Origin of the sequence: Aquirufa sp., from assembly GCF_044342065.1 — a bacterium.
Lineage (GTDB): Bacteria > Bacteroidota > Bacteroidia > Cytophagales > Spirosomataceae > Aquirufa.
Map to the genome: position 1 here is coordinate 117,785 of NZ_JBIIQN010000002.1, position 22,171 is coordinate 139,955.

The 22,171-nt window shown below is 41.1% G+C and carries 20 protein-coding genes; 6 read left to right on the forward strand and 14 right to left on the reverse strand.

Annotation, left to right across the window (positions count from 1 at the left end; genetic code table 11):
* The first annotated feature begins 93 nt into the window (after window positions 1–93).
* From recN to ACIQZ2_RS01450, 4 genes are read left to right on the forward strand one after another with little or no spacing between them, the layout of a single operon-like run.
* Entirely contained in the window at window positions 94–1,761 is a 1,668-nt protein-coding gene (recN, locus tag ACIQZ2_RS01435) for a DNA repair protein RecN (protein ID WP_395767053.1), read from the forward strand.
* Window positions 1,751–2,143, forward strand: a complete 393-nt coding sequence (locus ACIQZ2_RS01440) for a hypothetical protein (RefSeq protein ID WP_395767054.1) — start codon at window positions 1,751–1,753, stop codon at window positions 2,141–2,143. The genes recN and ACIQZ2_RS01440 overlap by 11 nt, the downstream gene beginning before the upstream one ends.
* Window positions 2,118–2,747, forward strand: coding sequence for an SCO family protein (locus tag ACIQZ2_RS01445; RefSeq protein ID WP_395767055.1), 630 nt, complete (start codon window positions 2,118–2,120; stop codon window positions 2,745–2,747). Before ACIQZ2_RS01440 ends, ACIQZ2_RS01445 begins: the two co-directional genes overlap by 26 nt.
* A 7-nt stretch (window positions 2,748–2,754) precedes the next feature.
* Window positions 2,755–3,162 (forward strand): c-type cytochrome, encoded by a 408-nt coding sequence (locus tag ACIQZ2_RS01450; RefSeq protein WP_395767056.1) that lies wholly within the window; start codon window positions 2,755–2,757, stop codon window positions 3,160–3,162.
* Here the strand turns inward: ACIQZ2_RS01450 and lptC are convergent.
* The gene (gene lptC / locus ACIQZ2_RS01455; RefSeq protein WP_395767057.1) at window positions 3,159–3,692 is read right to left on the reverse strand and encodes an LPS export ABC transporter periplasmic protein LptC; all 534 of its coding nucleotides are present in this window, start codon (window positions 3,690–3,692) and stop codon (window positions 3,159–3,161) included. The two genes, ACIQZ2_RS01450 and lptC, sit on opposite strands and share 4 nt — an antisense overlap.
* Before the next feature lie 16 nt (window positions 3,693–3,708).
* Window positions 3,709–5,082, reverse strand: a complete 1,374-nt coding sequence (locus ACIQZ2_RS01460; protein WP_395767058.1) for a hypothetical protein — start codon at window positions 5,080–5,082, stop codon at window positions 3,709–3,711.
* 50 nt (window positions 5,083–5,132) lie between these two features.
* Between ACIQZ2_RS01460 and ACIQZ2_RS01465 the strand changes: the two genes are divergently transcribed.
* A complete protein-coding gene (locus ACIQZ2_RS01465) occupies window positions 5,133–6,206 on the forward strand; it encodes a mechanosensitive ion channel family protein (RefSeq protein WP_395767059.1) in 1,074 nt (357 codons plus the stop codon).
* The gene (locus ACIQZ2_RS01470) at window positions 6,203–7,660 is read left to right on the forward strand and encodes a hypothetical protein (protein ID WP_395767060.1); all 1,458 of its coding nucleotides are present in this window, start codon (window positions 6,203–6,205) and stop codon (window positions 7,658–7,660) included. Before ACIQZ2_RS01465 ends, ACIQZ2_RS01470 begins: the two co-directional genes overlap by 4 nt.
* Here the strand turns inward: ACIQZ2_RS01470 and ACIQZ2_RS01475 are convergent, their stop codons facing one another.
* The 12 genes from ACIQZ2_RS01475 to lhgO all read right to left on the reverse strand — a co-directional run bounded on the left by ACIQZ2_RS01475 (window position 7,661) and on the right by lhgO (window position 22,013).
* The gene (locus ACIQZ2_RS01475; RefSeq protein ID WP_395767061.1) at window positions 7,661–8,800 is read right to left on the reverse strand and encodes a 2-isopropylmalate synthase; all 1,140 of its coding nucleotides are present in this window, start codon (window positions 8,798–8,800) and stop codon (window positions 7,661–7,663) included.
* A 222-nt stretch (window positions 8,801–9,022) separates the two neighbouring features.
* Window positions 9,023–9,388 (reverse strand): SxtJ family membrane protein, encoded by a 366-nt coding sequence (locus ACIQZ2_RS01480; RefSeq protein WP_395767062.1) that lies wholly within the window; start codon window positions 9,386–9,388, stop codon window positions 9,023–9,025.
* Window positions 9,389–9,391: 3 nt separating this feature from the next.
* Window positions 9,392–9,541, reverse strand: a complete 150-nt coding sequence (locus ACIQZ2_RS01485; protein ID WP_395767063.1) for a DUF5989 family protein — start codon at window positions 9,539–9,541, stop codon at window positions 9,392–9,394.
* A gap of 13 nt (window positions 9,542–9,554) precedes the next feature.
* The gene (locus tag ACIQZ2_RS01490) at window positions 9,555–11,420 is read right to left on the reverse strand and encodes a carbamoyltransferase (protein ID WP_395767064.1); all 1,866 of its coding nucleotides are present in this window, start codon (window positions 11,418–11,420) and stop codon (window positions 9,555–9,557) included.
* Window positions 11,421–11,482: 62 nt separating this feature from the next.
* A complete protein-coding gene (locus ACIQZ2_RS01495) occupies window positions 11,483–12,589 on the reverse strand; it encodes a GDSL-type esterase/lipase family protein (RefSeq protein WP_395767065.1) in 1,107 nt (368 codons plus the stop codon).
* Window positions 12,590–12,651: 62 nt separating this feature from the next.
* Window positions 12,652–13,650, reverse strand: coding sequence for a threonine ammonia-lyase IlvA (gene ilvA / locus ACIQZ2_RS01500; protein WP_395767066.1), 999 nt, complete (start codon window positions 13,648–13,650; stop codon window positions 12,652–12,654).
* Window positions 13,651–13,735: 85 nt separating this feature from the next.
* On the reverse strand, window positions 13,736–14,779 hold the full coding sequence (gene ilvC / locus ACIQZ2_RS01505) for a ketol-acid reductoisomerase (RefSeq protein ID WP_395767067.1): 1,044 nt from the start codon (window positions 14,777–14,779) through the stop codon (window positions 13,736–13,738).
* Window positions 14,780–14,811: 32 nt separating this feature from the next.
* Entirely contained in the window at window positions 14,812–15,342 is a 531-nt protein-coding gene (gene ilvN / locus ACIQZ2_RS01510) for an acetolactate synthase small subunit (protein ID WP_395767110.1), read from the reverse strand.
* Window positions 15,343–15,346: 4 nt separating this feature from the next.
* Window positions 15,347–17,089, reverse strand: a complete 1,743-nt coding sequence (gene ilvB / locus ACIQZ2_RS01515) for a biosynthetic-type acetolactate synthase large subunit (protein WP_395767111.1) — start codon at window positions 17,087–17,089, stop codon at window positions 15,347–15,349.
* A gap of 83 nt (window positions 17,090–17,172) precedes the next feature.
* Entirely contained in the window at window positions 17,173–18,849 is a 1,677-nt protein-coding gene (gene ilvD, locus ACIQZ2_RS01520; protein WP_395767068.1) for a dihydroxy-acid dehydratase, read from the reverse strand.
* A gap of 100 nt (window positions 18,850–18,949) precedes the next feature.
* Complete coding sequence (locus ACIQZ2_RS01525) at window positions 18,950–20,698, reverse strand: ABC transporter ATP-binding protein (protein ID WP_395767069.1); 1,749 nt, start codon at window positions 20,696–20,698, stop codon at window positions 18,950–18,952.
* Between the two features lie 112 nt (window positions 20,699–20,810).
* A complete protein-coding gene (gene lhgO, locus ACIQZ2_RS01530) occupies window positions 20,811–22,013 on the reverse strand; it encodes an L-2-hydroxyglutarate oxidase (RefSeq protein WP_395767070.1) in 1,203 nt (400 codons plus the stop codon).
* Between the last annotated feature and the right edge of the window lie 158 nt (window positions 22,014–22,171).

Below are 22,171 nucleotides of genomic sequence, written 5' to 3' on the forward strand. Positions count from 1 at the left end.
AATTATTGATAATATTCTTCAAAAACCTTTAATCGGATGAAATAAAAATTCGAACAGATTTTTTTATGTAAATTCGAATTCCAAAATACTCGCATGCTCAGACAATTACACATACAGAACTATGCCCTCATTGACTCTGTCAATCTGAGCCTTTCTGAAGGTTTGAGCGTCATTACAGGTGAAACAGGAGCGGGCAAATCCATACTTTTGGGGGCGATTGCCTTGTTGATGGGTGCACGCGCTGATGGCAAATCATTATATGATCCTGAAAAAAAATGCATTATTGAAGGGACGTTTGCATTAGCTAAATATCCACACATTCGCCAGCTTTTTGAAGAGGAAGGATTGGATTTTGAGGACCCTTGCATAATCAGAAGAGAAATTAATCCAGCCGGCAAGTCAAGAACCTTTGTAAATGATAGTCCGGTTGTTTTGGAGTCTTTACGAAAAATAGGTCAAGAACTGATTGATATTCATTCACAACAAGATACTTGGTGGATGTCACATCCTGATTTTAGTTTAGAGTTAATTGACAGTTTTGCTCAAAACCAAGTATTAAAAAGTTCTTACGTTTCAGCATTTCAAGCATTTTTACATGCACAAGAATATGTTGATTCGCTCAACAAGCAATCCGCTTCTGGATTGCAAGGATTCGACTTTATGCAGTTTCAGTTTCAAGAATTGGAAGCAGCACACCTGAAAGAGGACGAATATGAAGCGTTAGAAATCGCTGTTGAAAAAGGTGAAAATGCCGAACAAATCCATGAGAAATTAGCGGGATTGGCGAACTTGTTAAGTATTGATGAATATTCAAGTATCCAACAAATTCGTTTGGCCTTGCAACAAGCACAGTCCCTAAGTAAATGGGATCCAGCATATGAAGCATGGAAAGTTAGGCTAGACAGTATTTGGATTGAGTTAAAAGACTTAGCCAGTGAGGTGGAACATGAGGCTGAAGATTTTCAGACAGACCCCGCAAGCCTATTAATTCAGCAGCAACGATTGGATTTACTCAATCGATTATTGCAAAAATATCAAGTAAAAGATATTGCATCGCTCATTCAAATGCGAAATCAATTAGATGATCAAATCGCAAGTTTCTCCAATTTAGATGAAGCCTTGGCAAAAGCCCATGCACAACTACAGGTATGTCAAGCAGAGGCCCAGAAAGCCGCATTGATTTTACGTGAAAGCCGACTACAAGTTTGTAAACCGATAGAAAGTCAATTAACAGAATCCCTCGCTGCACTAGGCATCCCCAATGCTACCTTAGCCTGGGAAAATACCCAACGAGAAATGCGTCCATCCGGGATTGATAAGATCCAATTATTATTTTCTGCTAATAAGGGCTTAAGCCCGAAGCCCTTTAAACAAGTGGCATCTGGAGGAGAATTAAGCAGGCTTATGCTATCGATCAAACACTTACTCGCTCAGAAACGAGCCCTTCCTACGTTAATTTTGGATGAAATTGATACGGGTGTTTCTGGTGAAATTGCTATCAAAATAGGTCAGATGCTAACGCAAATGAGCCAAGGTCATCAACTGATTGCCATCACACACCTACCGCAAATTGCCGCGGCTGGAAGTTCACACTGGTATGTTTATAAAGACCATGCTGGAGAGAAAACGGTATCAAGTATACGTGAATTAAATGGAGAAGAACGCGTGGAGGAAATTGCCAAAATGATTGGGGGCCAACAAGGTTACCTGGAATTAAAAGATAACGTTAGAAAATTAATCAAAGCATCTCATGTTTCATAGAATCGTTGTTTGTATCCTTTTGGGTACGGGTATCTTAGCTTGTTCACAAGCAGAGGAAAAAATCAGTGAGGAATTACAGGAAAAAGTCTTAGCCTTACATGATAACCTAATGCCGAAGACAGAAGAAGTTGTTTCCTTGCAAGCGCAATTGGATAGCTTTTCTACGGGAAAAGATTCCGTACATGTAAATAAGTTGAAAAAGGCCTTAGCTAAATCGGATCAAGCTATGATGGATTGGATGCATCAATTTTCTATGGACAGTTTAGGTAAAATGGAGGTGAAATCAAAAATTGAATACCTCGGAAAACAGTTCAATAAACTAAAAGAATTACAGCAACTCACCGACTCCACTTTAAATGCAGCCAAAGCCTACCGCCCTTAGTGGATTCCTTGTGCTAAGCTTGTTATTAATAGGCTGCCAAGAGAAGAAAACCTTGCCTTTTTTAGGACCCAAGGACACCCATATTGTGAATGGGAAGGTGGACACCTTGTATCACCAAATTCCTGCATTCCGCTTTTTAAATCAAGACTCGGTTTGGGTGAGTGAAAAGGATATGGCTGGTAAAATATACATTGCCGATTTCTTCTTTACCTCCTGTCCCACAATTTGCCCAAAGATGAAAACGCAGTTATTGCGAATTTATGAACGTTACGCGAAGAACGACGGTATTCGCATCTTGTCGCACAGCATCGATCCTAGTTTCGATACCCCAAGTGTATTAAAGCAATATGCCAGTCGTTTACAAGTCAAAGCACCTCGATGGAATATGCTTACTGGAGATAAAGCGGCCCTATATAAATTAGGAGAAAAGTCCTATATGGTTACCGCACAAGAGGACAAAAATGAGGCAGGTGGATTCGTCCACAGTGGAGCCTTTATTTTGGTAGATAAAAATAGGCATGTTCGAGGCATATACGACGGAACACAAGAAACAGAGGTTAATCACTTAATCGAAGACATTGAAATACTCTTACAAGAAAAGTAGCCTAAGCATGAAATATATTTTCCCATTTTGCCTCCTCATTAGCTTGATTGCCTGCCAAAGCAAGGAAGAAATATTGTACCAACAATACGTGGTGGAAGGTCGAGTTATCTACGAAAAAAACTGCTCAAACTGCCATCAATCTGACGGTAGTGGGTTGCGCGATTTATATCCTCCCTTGGCCAAAACAGATTTATGGAGGCGTTATAAAGTCGAGCAATTAGCCTGCATCATCAAAAATGGGCAAAAAGGAGAAATCAAGGTGAATGGGAAAGTCTACTCGGGTTATATGCCAGCGAATGCTAAGCTAGAAGCTATTGACATTGCAGAGCTCATTACGTTCATGAATGATAGCTGGGGAGATAAAAAAATCTATTCATTTGATGAAGCCAAAGCGGCTTTAAAAAATTGTCGCTAATTGGTCGGCAATTGATTTACGGTTAACACCGAGTTACTGACGCGACGTAACGAATAGCTCGAAAAATCTTGGGCGGCATCTAAGCCTACTCCATGAATAATATCAGTACGCGTTTTGATGGATACAGGTTTGGTGGTGAATATGCGCTTTTCATTCGGTAACCACGTGAATTCATCTGTTTTTAACACCTCTCCTTTTAGCACATTGTTGATAACCACATGACCCATCATTTTATAGGAATTCGTGGTTCTGAAAAAATGGGCCGAATCACCTCTGATTTCTGAAGTTACATTGCCCAATTTATCAAAAAACCAAAGTTTCATTTCTTTTGGGTAGATGCGATCTTCTGTAGGAGTTGTAATTTGTTTTTCGGTGATCATGTGTACTACAGCACGCCCTGAATCGGAATACATCATATCAATACCGAGCAATTCAGACTTGGGTCCACGGTAAACACGTTTATCTGCTGCTTGCTCTTTTTGACAAGACCAAAACAGAAGAGAACTCACTACCAACAGTAAGAATCTCACGAAACGCAGCATTGATTTAATCGATTTTAATTTTACGGAACCAAACATCACCCAAAGTCATCCCAATCACCACACGATGATATTGCTCCTCAAGTGAATTATCGGCTAATGTACCTCGTTTACCAAGTTGATATGACACGTTCACGTAATTCAAGAAATTACGCAAGGGCAAGGCAACACCTACCGAAAGACTCTGATCTTTGGCAAATTTACCGTTCCCACCAAAATCGTATGGAGTAGTGGTTTGAGAAACACCCACACGATAGGTCACACGCTTAAAGAAACTCGAAATAGACTCAAAATCAGGCGTATACTCTGCTCCAATTGAGATTTGCTCACTTGTGGGCAATGCTTTGCTTCGGCCTAAATTATTATCAACTTTCGACCAATCCGTTCGTACGTAATCAACACCCACCATCCAGTGCGCTAAACGCTCAATACTTACACCAACACGCGATGAAACTGGTAATTGCTGGGTGAATGCTTCCGATTTAGCTAGGGTATCAGAATTAATTACATTGAGTCCTCCCAAATCATAGGTAACAAAACGTTTCATTAAAGTACCACTCAAACTGGGACTTAAGTCCATCGTTGCACCAGCATTGAGCACTAAATCATTTTTCAGCACCTTACGCCATGCAGCCCCAGCTTTAAATGTGAAATCAGCATAATTTGATTGATTTTCCAACTTAATCTTATAAAACTGCCCGTCTGAAAGATTTTGAGTCCCTACATTGCGATTTACGGCGCCGAATAAAAAACCCATTTCCAAGCCTACAAAAAACTCCTTACCAATGCGCACCCCGTTTGATATGGTCAGTTTGCTTACACCACCATCTCCCTTATATGAGTATAAAAGGCTATCTACCCCCAAAACATTTAAGCGGCGGTAAGATCGCGTTTCATAATTTACTGTTGAATAGGGTCTTACTCCAAATGACATTGTCCAACGCGAAGGAATAACAGGTAGCGTTATATTTAAGGATTGATAATTTCCACCAAGAACTTGTTGGCGCTGGCGATAATCCTGCATGTCTTTAAATTCAGCATTTATACCAGCTTCAAACATGGTATAATGATTCCGAGCTAATAGCGCAGGATTAATCTGGTTCGAATAAATACCATTGGAATTTGAAACGCCTATTCCACCCATCATGGAATTAGAGGGTGTTTCTGGCGTGTAAAGCTCACCCATTCCTATGTAGGATAAAGGAGAATTAACGATTGTTTGAGCGTAGGAATTGGGGATTAACGCGGCAAAGAATGCAAAAAATAGCACGAATGATGCTAAAATATTTTTATTCAAATGAGTCAATTGATTGTAAATCATGCGGTTAAAATTCCTCCCTTTTATATCTTTCAAGTCTGCAAAGGTCGTAAATTTTTTCATAATCGAGTAAGATATTAGCTATATTTGAAATCATATTTTGAGAATCCCGCATGGAAAGCTTAAGCAATTGGTATTTTTTAGAAAACTCAGCGCTTGATTTAATCATATTCGCGTCAATCCTTCTCACAGGTTTAGTTTTAAGGCGTTTTTTTTCGAATACCTTCTCAAAAATTGTCCTTCGCTTTTTTCCTCAAGAGTTCGTATCATTTCAAGATTGTATTCAATTATTGCGCAAGCCCTTGGAATTACTTGTTTTTTGGATTTCACTTTACCTGGCTGCTCATAATCTTCATGTCCCCTCAACTTGGCATTTAGTATCGATTGAAACTTTTGGTATTCGCTTTTTACTTTCAAAAACTTTTGAAACCGTTATCATACTAACGCTAACTTGGATAATTATCAGATTAGTAAAAGTGGGTATTCTTGTTGCGCAAGAAAAATGGCAAGGAATAGAGCAAAAATCAAAACAACAGTTTATTCCCTTTTTAAACGACCTGTCGCTCGTATTTATTATTGCAGCAGCTGGCTTTGTCATCTTGGGTCGTATTTTCGAGGTAGATGTGGTTGCCTTAATTACGGGTTTAGGATTAGGAGGTTTGGCATTAGCCTTAGCCGCTCGAGAGACATTGGAAAATCTATTTGCCTCGTTTACAATATTCCTAGACCTTCCGTTTGTGGTTGGGGATAGTATTCAAGTAGGAACTATTACTGGCGATATAGAAAAAATCGGATTTAGAAGTACGCGATTACGCGGCGTAGATGGCAATTTAGTAGTTATACCTAATCGGCTACTGACCTCACAATCTTTAGAGAATCTCAGTGAAAGAGATTACCGACGAGCTAAGTTCAACCTAACCTGCCATTTAAATACCTCTTCAAAACAAATTGACACCATTATACAGGCCATTACGGATTGCATTAAAGCAGAAAAGCTTTGCAATACAAAAGAATCTAAAGTAGTATTTGAAGGATTTGGATTGTATTCTTTGGATATAAGCGTCATGTTTTATGTCCAAACAAAAGATTTATCCATTTACCAACAAACTAAACAACGCATCAATTTGCAAATTTTGGCATTATTAAATCAGCATAAGATCACCTTAGCGAGTAGTGTCAGCGCATGAAAAAGATCATAATACTATTTTTTAGTTGTCTATTTATATTCCTTCATTTTGCTAATCTAGTTCAATACTTGATCAACTTCCCAAATTGGGGGGATGACTTTACTTTTTTAGCTTATTTTATTGACCTTCCAACATTAGAATTTACAGAATTTTGGAATAGATCCACCGAATTTCATGGGTTTATTCATCGAATGGTGGGCGCAAGGCTGATAACAGCCATATATCATTTATTCTCTGATGAATTCAATTTTAAAACATTGACAATTTGTGTGAATGTCCTTATCGTGAGTATCCTGTATCCGATATACCAACTTGTTCAAAAGGCTAAAATCAACTTGTGGCACTTCATTCCGATAAGCGGCTTGTTATTTGCTTGGAATGGAAATTTGGATAATTATGCCTTAATAGGTGTTCTTGTTCATGCGACATCCTTAAGCTTTTTGATTTGGGTATCTTATTGGATTAGCCAAACGAAAACACGAAACTGGGGGATTGGCCTTTCATTGATTTATCCATTTATCAGCACGGAAGGACTTGCCTTTATTCCGGTGGTACTGGCTTTACTATTTTATCAAAAAGACCGAAAAGCTTGGATTTATAGCATCGCTGGCTTGCTTGTAATCTCTCTATACTTCATTAATTACGATGCCCCCAAAAGCGCGTCTGCTAACTCCGGCATTGAAAAACTTTTATTTCTGGTACAAGGAAGCATTGTGTTTATTGGAGGAGCGATTAAGCACCAGGTATTTTTAAGCATGATCGCAGGTACCTTTTTGATTGGAAATGTAGGGTATACCCTGCTGCGCTATCACCAAAGTAAAGATCCCGCTTTGCTTTTCGCTGGACTTGTTTTCATCCAAATCATTGCCATGGGCACCATGATTACTTTGGGACGGGGTAATGTTGAATCAGGCGACTTAAATGCCCTCTTCGCTGAACGTTTTTCATTTTATGGAACGGTCTTCATCTGCATAACATACTTCGTTTGGATTCAACCTCAGCATTTTCAAATACCTTTTTCAAGACTGTATTTGATGGCCCCAGCGTTTGGCTGGATTGTTTTGTCTGCTTATGCTGCATACCCCAAATTGCAGAACTTACGTAACCGATTACAAGCAGATGCGAGCAATGCTTATTATTTTAAGCTTCATACTTTATACCCCTTTGCTAGGCAAGAGATGAATTTGCTGACGCAAAAAGGAGTATATCAATTTCCCAATGAATTGTTTTCACTCAAACCAATTGGGAATCAAATACAAATAACACCTACACCCGAATTTGAACCTGAATTTCGTGAATTTGCTGTTGATGGTAGCGGGACAATTTTGGTTTTTCAAAACCAAAAACCTCGCTTATTTTTACCCATAAATTCACTCAGCCATCGCATTAAAATAAAAAAGGACGTCCGCTTTAATGAGCGAACGTCCAAATTTCTATTAATTCCAAGCAACTAATTACCCAACTAATTCTTTCAAATCTTCATCGTGAATCATCTTGCGGGCATCTGCCATCAATAAGAAACGGGTGTAGATTTTATCTAATTCAGGCTTCTCAAAATCAAATCCCAAAAGACTCAGGCGATGGCGCAATGCAGCACGCCCTGAACGCGAGGTTAGAACAATTGCAGATGAAGGCACACCCACATCCTCTGGGTTCATAATTTCATAATTTTGCGCATGCTTTAAAAATCCATCTTGATGAATGCCAGATGAATGAGCAAATGCATTCGCACCCACAACAGCTTTATTCGCTTGAACAGGCATCCCCATCAAATTTGAAACTAAACAACTGGTTGGATATAAATATTTCGGGTTAATCCCTGTAGAGAATCCCAAATCTTTGTGCACATTCAAAATCATGGCTACCTCTTCCAAAGAGGTGTTCCCAGCGCGTTCACCTATCCCGTTAATGGTCACCTCGACTTGGCGTGCTCCAGCTTGAATTCCGGCAATGGTATTCGCTGTTGCCAGTCCCAAATCATTGTGGTTATGCATGGAGATGGTTGCCTGGTGAATATTTTCTACGTGTTCGTACAAATAGCTAATGCGATCATACATTTGATTCGGCAACAAATAACCCGTCGTGTCCGGTAAGTTTACAACCGTAGCACCGGCTTTGATAACCTCAGAAGTCAATTTAGCTAAGAAGGGTAAATCAGCCCGACCGGCATCTTCCGCGAAAAACTCCACATCTTCCACAAAAGATTTTGCGTATTTAACTGCCCAAACTCCACGCTCAATAATCTCTTCGCGCGTTGAATTAAATTTATGTTTAATGTGAACATCAGAAGCACCGATTCCCGTATGAATGCGTGGACGACGTGCGGGCTTTAATGCTTCCACAGCCGCATCAATATCTTCTTTTTTAGCACGCGTTAAGGCACAAACCGTAGGCTCCATTACCGCCCCTGCAATGGCCTTTACAGATGCAAAATCACCAGGAGATGAGATGGGAAAACCCGCTTCAATGATGTCTACACCCAACTTCTCTAATTCCTTAGCCACTTCAACTTTCTCCTCTCGGTTTAGTTGACAGCCGGGCACTTGTTCACCATCACGTAAGGTTGTATCAAAAATTTGAATGCGGTTGCTCATATTGTTTTGTTTACTAAAATCGTAGACAAAACTAAATTAAATACATGAAGCAAACAACAAAATCGAGTAATCGAAAAATTAAAAATTTAGACTAATAATCGCTACAATCCGAATAATAAATAAACATTTAGAATAATTATCTAAAATGTGCCAAAATAAAAGATTAATTATCTAATCTTGTCAAATTAACAAGAATTGAATTTTATTAAATAAATCTAATTTTTACCAAATATTCGATAAATCCTTAGCCTCATACGTATGATTCCGTGTATCATAAACAGAATCACCGGTTTGAGGCTTCAATTTAAGGTTATCAGCCTGCTTAACTAAACGCATCAATAAGGCGATTGGTGTCAAGAAAACAAAAAATATGATTGTCAGTAAAACATAGCCGTTAATCCGCCCAAGAAGCTGGGCTAATTTCATCCAGGCTTTCGAAACAAGCTCTGCGAATCCATTGGAAAGCAAAGCAAGAAGACCAATAGCCAGCGCAATTTGTGCAAGCATATTGATTTTTAAGAGCAGGCTGAAGGCGATAAGCCCTACAACAATTGACAAAATGGTTTGAGCTGGATTTTGCTTTTTCATCGATTAAAACAATGTATAAATAAAAGGCGCAAGAGCTGAGCTACCACCTACGACGATCAAGATACCGATTAACAAAAGAACTATGATAACAGGTGTTAACCACCATTTTTTACGCTCTTTCATGAAGTTCCACAAATCACTTAAAAAGTCCATATTGATTATATTTTTAGTCTAATACAAATTCCTTTTTCCAAGCATCCGATTCCTCCCACGGAGCTTGTACTTTCTTATCAAATAGGTAATTCCCTACTACAAGGTAATCCATCTCGGTGCGCATCAAACAACGATAAGCATCAGCAGGCGTACAAACGATAGGCTCCCCACGAACATTAAAGCTGGTATTAACCACCACACCTATGCCCGTCGTTGATTTGAAATCAGAAATTAATTGGTGATAACGTGGATTGGTTTCCGCATGAACCGTTTGAATACGCGCGGAATAATCGATGTGCGTAATCGAAGGCAAATCAGAACGGAGAAAATACAATTTCTCCATCATCTCTAATTGCTCGTAATTCGCTGGCATTTCTTTTCTTCGAGCGGGTTTCACCCCATGCACCAACAGCATATATGGCGAAATGGTATCACATTCAAAATATTCATGAACATCTTCAGCTAAAACTGAAGGGGCAAATGGACGAAATCCTTCGCGGTATTTAATTTTAAGATTCAGCTTCTTCTGCATTTCGGGGTTTCGGGGATCGCCCAAAATACTTCTTCCACCTAAAGCTCTTGGGCCAAATTCCATACGCCCTTGAAACCAACCTATCACATTTCCTTCAGCAAGTAATTCGGCGGTCTTAGCTGAAAGTTCTTTAAAGTCGTCAAAATAGGTGAATTTAGCTTGATTCTCTTTAGCCATTTGTTCGATTTCCTTATCAGAATACGAGGGGCCTAAATACGATCCTGACATGGCATCCAATTTGCTAGCATCAATGGAACGCGCTTGATCAAAATAAATATAATGAGCTGCCAGGGCCGCTCCTAGCGCACCGCCCGCATCACCCGCGGCAGGCTGAATGAAAATATCGTCAAATATCCCAGCATCCTTTAATTTCCCATTAGCAACGCAATTCAACGCTACACCACCGGCTAAAACACAGGCTTTTGAACCGGTCAATCGCTTCGCCTCATGGGCCATCAAAATCACAACCTCTTCCGTAATCTCTTGAATAGCCAGACCTAAATCACAATGTTTCTGTTCTAAATTTGATTCCGACTCGCGGGTTGGAAAACCAAATAATGCCTCCCATTTGGCATCATACACCATACGTAAACCAGTAGCATAATTAAAATATTCCTGATTTAGCCAAATTGAACCATCAGGCTTGATGTCCACCAATACTTCACGAATCAACTTTTTATATTGCTCTACTTCCTTAGACCCATGCCGGCCATACGGAGCTAAACCCATCAGTTTATATTCTCCTGAATTAACTTTAAAGCCTAAGAAATAGGTAAATGCAGAGTACAACAAGCCCAATGAATGTGGGAATTTTAACTCTTTTAAGATCGATAAGGTATTTCCTTTCCCATGTCCAATCGAAGCCGTAGCCCACTCTCCCACGCCATCCAATGTCAAAATAGCTGCATCGTCAAATGGTGATGGATAAAATGCACTTGCTGCATGAGACAAGTGGTGCTCTGGAAATAATAATTTTACTTTCTTCTTGTCGAAGTGCTGGATGTCAAATAACTCCTCATACAACATGCGCTTCAAGAACATCTTCTCTTTCAACCAAACAGGTATCGCCGTCAAAAATGAAAGCAGGCCCTTGGGGGAAAAAGCATAATAAGTCTCCAATAAGCGTTCCATTTTCAGCAAGGGCTTATCGTAAAATACGATCGCATCCAAATCACTCAGCTGAACTCCAGCCTCGGATAAGCAATACTGAACCGCATGAGTGGGGAAAGCTGGATCATGCTTTTTACGCGTAAATCGCTCTTCCTGTGCTGCAGCAATAATTTTACCATCCTCAATATAAGCCGCGGCAGAATCGTGATAAAAAGCAGAAATTCCTAAAATCTTCAAATTGTCAAGCTTTTAATTTAATCGAAAAGACAAAAATAGCTAAAATTCTGCTTTACTCTTCATCAATTTAGGAAGCGGGTGCTTGATTCTGCTAAAATTTGCCCGACCCGAACTGAACCTATATTGGTAAAGTGCATTGGGTCGTAAAAATACCGTGAATCCTTGGGGAGTATTTTTGCCAAATCTATCAATTCGAGGTGCTCTTTTTGGCAAACATCGCGCATCACCTCATTATATAACTCCAATTTATTCCAATACAAGCGCCCATTCATATCAACTGAAATTTTAACCTTTGCTAAATCCGTTCCAGTTGCTGGATCAAGCCCTTCTCCTACCAATAAAGGTTGCGTAATAAATACCGGTTTAATACCATGGGACTTACATAGCGTAACCAATTGCACGATACGGTTTCGGTAGGCGGGAAGTAGAGCTTTCTGTTTTGTTAATGTAGCCTGAATAGTAGCTTCAGGAATAATCAGCGTATCCTTGGGATTTAATTGCACGATTTTATCTACAAAAATCTTTTGATTACGCGCCTTAAGGGATTTAGAAATATTATAGATCAAGTTGGCCACTTCAGAATGATTAGATAAGGTTAAAAAAGCATTCTTTAACCAGCCATTGTTTTCCATTTGAACCGACTTGCCAAGCACCATCCGATTATCAAACTGGTTAAGATCTTGTCGGTCCATATCATTGACGCCCATTAAAAAATAAATATAATTGGGCTTGTATTTCAGAACGACGTCTTTCAAAAGCAAAAGATGCCCAAAACTCGAATGCCCATTTAATCCTGCATTATTGACCCAGGATTTAGGCATCTTTTTTCGCAGCTCTGATTGCATTACTTGTGGCCAGGCCTTATCCTCCGAGATAAAGAAACATTCGGTGGTACTGCCCCCTACCGTAATTATTTTCGTATACTGAGAAGCGTCTTTGGGAAGTTCTTCCCCACGAAATCCCATGGAATTTTTCTTGTGAATAATCAATGAATCAAAGCAAGCATACTGATTTGTAAATTGATACGATTGATTAATGGGCAAGATAATTTTATCCCCTTTAATACGAAAAGGAATCGGGTTGTAAATACGCAATAAAATCTCAAGAGCTGCGGCAATGAAGATGAGCAGATAAGTAATATAAAGCGTCGATTTCCAGATTTTCTTCATTGACTTTTCAAATAGCAAAAACAAAGCTAGCCTCTCCCAGATGAAAATCAAAGCCTATGTGACTAATTGTCTGCTAATGCCTTTATTTCGGGGAGACGCTTGGTATCAAAATTTCCACCCGATATCACGCAAACCACCGTTTTTCCTACAATTTCAGACCGAACTTGTTCGAGTGCCGCAACAGAGAGGGCGCCGGCTGGCTCAACAATCATGCCGTAGAATTGATACAAATCGAGCATCGTTTGGCAAAGCACATTTTTCTCAACAACCAACATGCGATCAAGGGAGGGTTCACAAATCGCAAAAGTCTTCTCGCCTACCCGTTTAACTGATGCGCCATCAACAAATGAATCAATGGAATTCAGTGAAACAACTTGATGAGCTCTTAAACTCTCCAGCATGGATGGGGCAAGCGCCGGTTCGACGCCAATTAATTTTGTTTGAGGTGAAAGGGCTGATAAAACCAATCCTGCACCTGCCGCTAAACCACCACCGCCGATAGCCACAAGTAGGTAGTCGGCCGGAGCGGGCAGTTGATCGACAATTTCAAGCGCCACAGTTGCTTGACCTGCAATAATATCAAAATCATCAAATGGAGGTATGAATATAGCTTGATTTTCTTGGCAAAATCGTTGGGCTGCAGTGAACGCCTCGTCATATGTATTCCCAACTAACTTGATTCGTACCTTTTCTTTTCCGTGAAAACGAACGGCCTCTACTTTTTGTAGTGGGGTGGTTTTCGGCATAAAAATAAAAGCTTGAATGTCTAGCATGGCACAAGAAAGTGCAACCCCTTGCGCATGATTCCCTGCTGAAGCGGCTACAACCCCTTTTGAACGCAGTTCCAACGGGATGTTGCTAATTTTATGATAAGCTCCACGAATCTTGTAGGAACGAACCCCTTGGAGGTCTTCCCGTTTTAAAAAAATCTTGGCTCCAAAGCTTTCAGATAATCGGGGTGCATACATCAATGGGGACTTCAAGGCGATGTCCTTAATTTGATGAGCAGCTTGTTTGATTTGATGAAGGCTTGGAACCTCTGTTAATTTGTTGAATTCCATGCACAGCAAACGTACAAAAAACTACTTTGTGGGCAACAAAAAAGTCGCCCGAGAAAACCCGGACGACTTCTTAAGGAAAAAACAATTAGTTATTTTCAGGACGTAAACTACGTACCGCAGCTCCCGCTCTCCACATTTCCATATCTGCCATCTCTTTCAATTCGGCATCTAATTTCACACGGTAATCTGGCTGAGAATTTAACGTAATTGATCGCTCTGCTTCAGCTTGTGTTTTCACCGAGTTATATAATTGTTCGAATACCGGTTTCGTCGCGTCACGGAATGGCTTCCACCAATCCAATGCACCACGTTGTGCCGTCGTAGAGCAGTTGGCATACATCCAATCCATTCCATTCTCCGCAACTAGTGGCATCAACGATTGCGTTAACTCCTCCACTGTCTCGTTAAATGCTTCTGAAGGTGAGTGGCCATTTGCGCGCAAAACTTCGTACTGCGCCGCGAAAATTCCTTGAATAGCGCCCATCAACGTTCCACGCTCACCCGTTAAGTCAGATGTAACTTCTTTATAGAAATCGGTTTCAAATAAATAGCCAGAACCTACACCGATTGCCATCGCAATACATTTTTCACGAGCTTTTCCTGTTGCATCTTGGTAAACTGCAAAAGAAGAGTTCAAGCCTTTACCCGCTACGAACAAACGACGCAATGAAGTACCTGATCCTTTTGGAGCAGCTAAGAATACATCCACATCAGCTGGAGGAACGATACCCGTTTTCTCTTTGTATGTGATTCCAAATCCATGAGAGAAATAAAGCGACTTACCAGCTGTCAAATATTTCTTAACTGTTGGCCATAATTCAATTTGAGCCGCGTCTGAAAGTAGGTAACAAATGATCGTTCCTTTTTCCAATGCTTCTTCAATTTCAAATAAAGTCACACCTGGAACCCAACCGTCGGCAACTGCCTTATCGTAGGTTTTACCTTTACGCTGACCTACAATCACATTCAGACCATTGTCTTTCATGTTTAAGGCTTGACCTGGACCTTGAACGCCGTAACCAATTACTGCGATGGTTTGATCAGCCAATACTTGTCTAGCTTTCTCTAACGGAAACTCTTCTCTTGTTACGATGTCTTCAACAACTCCACCGAAATTAATCTTTGCCATTTTTTTGTCTTTTAATTTATATACTAATTCGATTATACGATTTCCCAATTACCTTCAGGAAGAAATTCAACTAATCCTTTTTCCGTTTTACCTACGGCAATACGACCAGATTTAACATATTCTAATATTTCCCACTTTTTCAAATAGACATAGAATTCATTTAACTCATCTTCGGTCCCATTTTTTTCCACGACCACATATTCTAGACCCCAATGAACTACTTTGGCATTCCAATCTAAATTGATCGTTTTCACATCGATGGGCTCACCACCCAGCGGAGTTGCCAATTTAAATAAGGCTACCTCATTGAAAATTATCTCATCATCTAGATACCCATAAACGGCCAGAACATCTGTTACTTTACGAATTTGGCGAACCAATTTCTCTACGACATCCCGATTCTCGTTTCGGATGACGATCGTAAAGCGAGAAACGCCACGACGCTCCGTTTCAGAAACCGTCAAACTTTCAATATTCAAACGGCGACGTGTGAAAATGATGGTAATCCGATTCAATAAACCGACCGTATTGGTTGTAAAAACTGAAAGTGTATAATTTGTCAACATATTACTCTAGCCTAACATTGGTTACGGAACTGCCCGCAGGCACCATAGGGAAAACATTTCCCTCCTTTTCACAAACAATTTCTAACAAATAAGGCGTTTCTGAATTCAATAAGGTATCCAAAGACTCGCTTAACAAACTACGATCAGATACCGTATGACCTGGTATACCAAAGCCTTTGGCAATCGTAATGAAATCAGGATTTTCCAATTCAACGAATGAATAACGGCGCGCGTGAAACAACTCTTGCCACTGGCGAACCATCCCTAAAAAGTTATTATTCAAAATAATGATCTTAACTGGCAACTTGCTTTGAGCAATCGTACCCAATTCTTGCAAAGTCATTTGAAATCCTCCGTCACCAATTACCGCAACAACTTCTCGCTCAGGAACAGCAACTTTAGCTCCGAACGCTGCCGGCAAAGCAAAACCCATGGTTCCTGCTCCACCTGAAGTCACGACCGAATTCTGTTTCTTAAATCGGTAGTACCGGTTAGTCACCATTTGATGTTGACCTACGTCCGTAACAATAACGGCCTCCCCTTTTGTCTTGTCAGACATCATGGCGATAGCCTCGCCCATTTTAATCTGATCCCCATCATGGAATACATCTTTCAGGGTAATCTTTGTATATTCTTCTTTGTCGTAAGCGTCAAATTCCGCACGCCAAGCCAGGTGTTCTGCAGGCTTAATTAACGGCAATAATGCACGTAATGCGGCTTTGGCATCACCCACAACAGGAGCGTCTGCTTTGACATTTTTATCTACTTCAGCCGGATCAATTTCAATATGAACCACTTTCGCCTGCTTTGCATACGTCGACAAATCACCTGTAATCCGGTCATCAAAACGCATACCGATGGCGATCAACACATCACATGAATTTGTCAAAACATTCGCGCCATAGTTACCATGCATGCCTGGCCAACCCACATACATCGGGTGATCCGCATCCATCGATGACATGCCTAATAGCGTTGTGGCTACTGGAATGCCCGCTTTGTCAACCAATTCATTTAATTCTTTTTCAGCACCGGAAATAATAATTCCGTGACCGGCAAGAATATAGGGCTTTTTGGCCCCATTGATCAGCTTGGCAGCAGCTTCAAGATGCTCACGCTTCGGCTCAATACGCGGATTATATGAAATAATGGACGTACAAGGTGTATACTTAAAAGGCTCGGTCATCATTTCAGACTGAGCTGTACGTGTGATATCGATTAAAACAGGACCTGGACGGCCTGTTTCTGCAATGTAAAATGCTTTCGCGATGATCTCCGGAATTTCGTTGGGATCTACTATTTGATAATTCCACTTGGTTACAGGCATAGAAATACCCATTAAATCACACTCTTGGAAAGCATCCGTACCCAATAAATTTCCTTTTACTTGACCTACGAGGCAAACGAGTGGCGTTGAATCCAACATGGCATCGGCGATCGGCGTAATCAAGTTGGTGGCTCCAGGACCCGAAGTCACCATACATACACCAGCTTTATTCAGCATACGTGCGTACCCTTGTGCGGCGTGACCAGCACCTTGTTCGTGGCGAACTAAAATATGCTTTAAGCGATCTTGATAATCAAATAATGCATCGTAGGTAGGCATAATCGCACCACCTGGATAGCCAAAAATAGTTGTCACCCCTTGCGCAACCAATGATTCCATAATGGCTTGCGCACCAGTCAAGAATTTTTTCTGGTCGGCCTGATTCGAATCTGCAGTCTGCGTTTGGGTTTGTCCCATGGTATTCATTTTTTTATTCTCAACTTTCAAGGAAAAGCTAATTTAAGCTATCCCTTGCTAGTAAAAAAGGTAATTTTCTTTTTTTACAAATCCGTCACACAGCCTTGGCTGGCTGAAGCAACGTTTTTAATGTACTTGCGCAACACGCCTGAGGTGTGTGGTGAAACAATCGGTTTCCACAGTTTACGGCGTTCGGCTAATTCTTCATCGGATACATGCAAGATGATTTTATTGTCAACTGCATCAATCGTAATCTTATCTCCATCTTTCACCAAAGCGATGTTTCCACCTTCTTGCGCTTCAGGCGTCACGTGACCTACCACAAACCCGTGCGTTCCTCCAGAGAAACGCCCGTCCGTAATCATGGCAACTGAATTACCTAAACCAGCGCCCATAAGTGCAGAGGTAGGCTTTAACATTTCGGGCATTCCAGGTCCACCTTTGGGTCCTTCGTTGCGAATAACCACTACATGTCCTGCTTTTATTTCTCCTTTGGACAAGAATTCCATCACATCCTCCTCGCGATCGCATACTTTCGCCAAACCCTCAAAACGCTCTCCTTCTTTGCCTGTGATTTTCGCAATGGCACCTTCCGTGGCTAAATTGCCATACAATACTTGAATGTGGCCTGAAGATTTCAAGGCCTTTGATTTAGGGAAAACGATCTTTTGTGCATCAAAATCCAAATCTGGCGCATCGGCTAAATTCTCAGCCATTGTTTTTCCGGTTACTGTCAAACATTCGCCATGCAAATAACCTTCCTTCAACAAATATTTTAAAATCGCTGGCATACCACCGATCGCCAAAACATCCTCCATGTAATATTTTCCTGAAGGCTTCAAATCAGCCATTAATGGCGTGCGATCTGAAACGTCTTGAATATCTTTCAATGTAAATTCTACCCCTGCAGAATGCGCAATCGCTAAATAATGCAACACGGCATTGGTACTTCCACCCAATGCCATAACCACAGTCATCGCATTCTCAAATGCATGACGTGTCATGATATCGCGCGGACAAATGTTTTTCTCCAACAATACCTTCATCGCTGCACCTATTGCCAAACACTCCGCTTTTTTCCCTTCATGTGTAGCTGGATAAGACGAGGAATTAGGTAAAACTAAGCCCATCGCTTCCATCGAAGAAGCCATGGTATTCGCTGTATACATACCTCCACAAGCCCCTGCACCCGGAATCGAATTCCGAATCACTCCCTCATAATCTTCTTCTGAAATAGTTCCGGCATATTTTTTCCCAAGAGCTTCAAAAGCCGAAACGATATCCAATTTTTCTCCTTTGTAAGATCCAGAACGAATCGTTCCTCCGTAAACCAACATCCCCGGGCGGTTCAAACGCGCAAGCGCCATCATCGCTCCTGGCATATTTTTATCACAACCTACCACAGCAATCACGCCATCATACCATTGTGCCCCCACTACATTTTCGATTGAATCAGCAATAATATCACGGGAAGGCAACGAATAGCTCATCCCCTCATTTCCATTGGTCATTCCATCTGACACACCGATCGTGTGAAAGATTAACCCCACCATGCCATTTTCTTGAATTCCTTTCTTAACATGGACCGATAGACCATTTAAGTGCATATTGCATGGATTACCTTCGTAACCGGTACTTGCAATACCAATCTGCGCCTTATCCATATCCTCAGTTGTCAATCCAATGCCATAGAGCATCGCTTTCGCCGCAGGATTTGTAACTTCTTGTGTTAACGTTCTAGAGAATTTGTTTAACGACATAGGAATAAATTTTTTCAAACAACAAATATACGCAATCCGATTTGTTCAAGCCAAAGGATTGCCAAACAATATATGGTCAATCAAGGAAATACAAAATAAATTATTTGTTTTCCCCTACTTGTTGGCGCCACATGGCATAGTACAAACCTTTGTCGGCCAACAAACTATCGTGATTCCCTGATTCGACCACTTTTCCTTTTTCCAAAACATAAATACGCGTGGCATGCATGATGGTAGATAAGCGGTGAGCAATCAATATGGTCAAATGCTCCGCATCTTGCGAAACCGCACGGATTGTTTCCGAAATTTCCTCTTCCGTTAAAGAATCTAGGGCAGAAGTTGCCTCGTCGAAAACCAACAAATTTGGATTCCGCAATAAAGCCCGAGCAATACTTAAGCGCTGCTTTTCTCCTCCGGATACCTTTACGCCACCTTCCCCAATCAAAGAATCTAAACCTTTATCAGCTCGAGCCAGTAAACTTTGACAAGCTGCCTTTTCCAGCACCTCCATACATTGGGCATCGGTCGCGTTCGGATTAACGAATAAGAGGTTCTCCCGAATGGAGCCTGAGAACAACTGGGTGTCTTGGGTCACAAAACCGATTTTTTTACGGAGTTGGTCAAAATCAATGGCGTCTTCTGGCTCGCCATTATAATAAATATTTCCCTTTTTCGGTCGGTATAAACCTACGAGCAATTTAACCAAGGTAGATTTCCCGGCACCCGACGGCCCAACAAACGCGATGGTTTCCCCGCCTTTCACTTGGAAGGAAATATCAGAAAGTGCTTCTTGGGTCGCGGATTGATGTTGGAAGGAAACATGATCAAATGTCAAGTTCTCAATGTGCGTTATGGCTTTCGGGTTCGCTGGTTTTTGTTCCCCTGGAATAGCCAAAATCTGTTCAAAATTCTGCAATGACACTTCTGCTTCGCGGAAGGTATTGACCACATTTCCAATCTCCTGCAAGGGATTAAAAAGGAAGAATGAATAGATGTTTAAAGAATAAAACTGACCAATGGTAATTTTGCCTTGGTAGATTAAATAGATCAAAACTACGACCATGAGCATGCGCAATAGGTTAACACAGGTTCCTTGAACGAAAGCCATGGAACGCACGTAACGCACCTTTTTCAATTCAAGCTTTAGGATTTTCTCTGTGGTTGCATTCAAATGAGCAATTTCTTGCTCGGCCAGCCCGAGCGATTTTACAAGCTCAATATTGCGTAGGGATTCTGTGGTGGAACCAGCTAAACCGGTTGATTCTTTGACAATTTCGATTTGAATGACTTTGATCTTTTTACTCAAAACGGAAGATACCCATGCAATCAACGGGCCTGTGATTAAAAATAAAGGCATAACCATCCAATGCACCGAAAAGGCATAGATCGAAATAAATACCAATGCAATGACGGATTGAAAAAGAATATTGATGCCCAAGGTGATCAATTTTTCTACATCCGTCCTTACTTTTTGTAATTTACCCAAGGTCTCGCCTGAACGCTGATCTTCAAACGTTTCATATGGCAATTCCAAAGAATGGCGAATTCCGTCCGAATATAGATTCGCCCCCACCTTTTGAGTGACGGTATTAATCATATAGTCTTGAAAGTTTTTCGCTACCCTACTCACGAATGCCACACCCACGGATGCCAAAGCTAAAGGCCAAATAGCATCAACAAATTGGGCCATAGTATGCGTTTCTGCCCGATAAACCGCCGCTACATCATCGATGATTTTCCGAAAAATGTAGGGATCCATCAAGGAGAAAATCTGGTTGGTCGCCGCAAGCCCTAAAGCTGCGAAGACACGCCAGCGGTAATGGGTAAGGTAAGTAAGTAATAATTTCATGTTGGTGACGGATCATTTTTTTCATGACGCGAAAGCTCGCTCCAAATCTGTAGAGACGCGATACCTCGCGTCTGCTTATTTTCAAAGACGCGAAGTATCGCGTCTCTACCATTTACTCAAAACGCACCAGCGCCATTTCGGCCACGGTCTTACCGATAGCTAACGACGATGTTGCCGCGGGGCTTGGCGCGTTCAAAATATTGATAACCTTTTCATCTTCGACGATCGAAAAATCATCCAATAAACCTCCGGTCCGATCACATGCCTGCGCACGAACACCCGCTCCACCCTCAACCAAATCATCCATTTGTATTTCAGGAATAAGAACTTGCAGGGCTTTGGTAAAGGCTTCTTTCGAGAAACTTCGATACATTTCACCGAGACCTGTTTCCCAATATTTGGCCGCTACTTTTTGAAAACCTGGCCAAGTTAGTGTATCCCAAAGTTCCTTAGCGTTGATACCTAATTTATTATAGCCTTCCTTTTTGAACGCCAAAACGGCATTAGGACCAGCTTCCACGCCTCCACGCATCATGCGAGTAAAATGTACCCCTAGGAATGGGAAATTGGGATCAGGTACTGGATAAATCAAATTCTTTACGAGGTATTCTTTGTCTTTTCTGAGCTTGTAATATTCCCCTCTAAACGGTACGATTCGCACATCTAAAGGCTCTTTTTGCGTCCATTGGGCAACTTGGTCGGAATACAAACCGGCGCAATTGATAATGAGTTTTGCCTCATAAACGGCCTTTTCCGTTTCAACGATTGAGTAGGTCAGCCCTTTGGTGATGTTGATAACTTTTTCACCTAGGTGTATTTCACATCCGTTGGCTTGAACACCTTGCGCTAATTTAGCGGCAACGGCACGGTAGTCGACGATACCTGTTTGAGGTACAAACAAACCCTCAACACCGGTAACATGAGGCTCATATTCGCGCATTTCCGCTAATGACAATTTCTTCAATCCGCCAAGGCCATTATCCTGACCACGCTGAAACAAGGTATCTAATTGTGGTCTTTGCGCTTGGGTACTGGCAACCACCACTTTTCCGGTTAATTCGAAAGGAATATCTTCTTTTTGGCAATACTCGATTAATTGATGGTAGCCTTCAATACAGTTTTTGGCTTTTAGCGAACCCGGTTTGTAATATAACCCGGAGTGAATCACTCCTGAGTTATTCCCGGTCTGGTGCATGGAGACCATATTTTCTTTTTCAAATAGCGCAATTTTCAAAGCTGGATTAGCTTCAAGCAAACGGTGTGCAGTGGCTAGGCCTACAATGCCTCCGCCAACAATAATAATATCAAGTGCCATAACGATGGAGATTGAAAATAATTAGCCACAAAGATACGAAATCAAGGTGGGGAATTATCAATTAATTATCAAGTACTTGATGAAATTTCAACCTTCCTTGGGGGATTTTTTTGTAGCTTTGTGCTCCCTCATTTTAGCTTCGCCAAACCTTCAAGGAT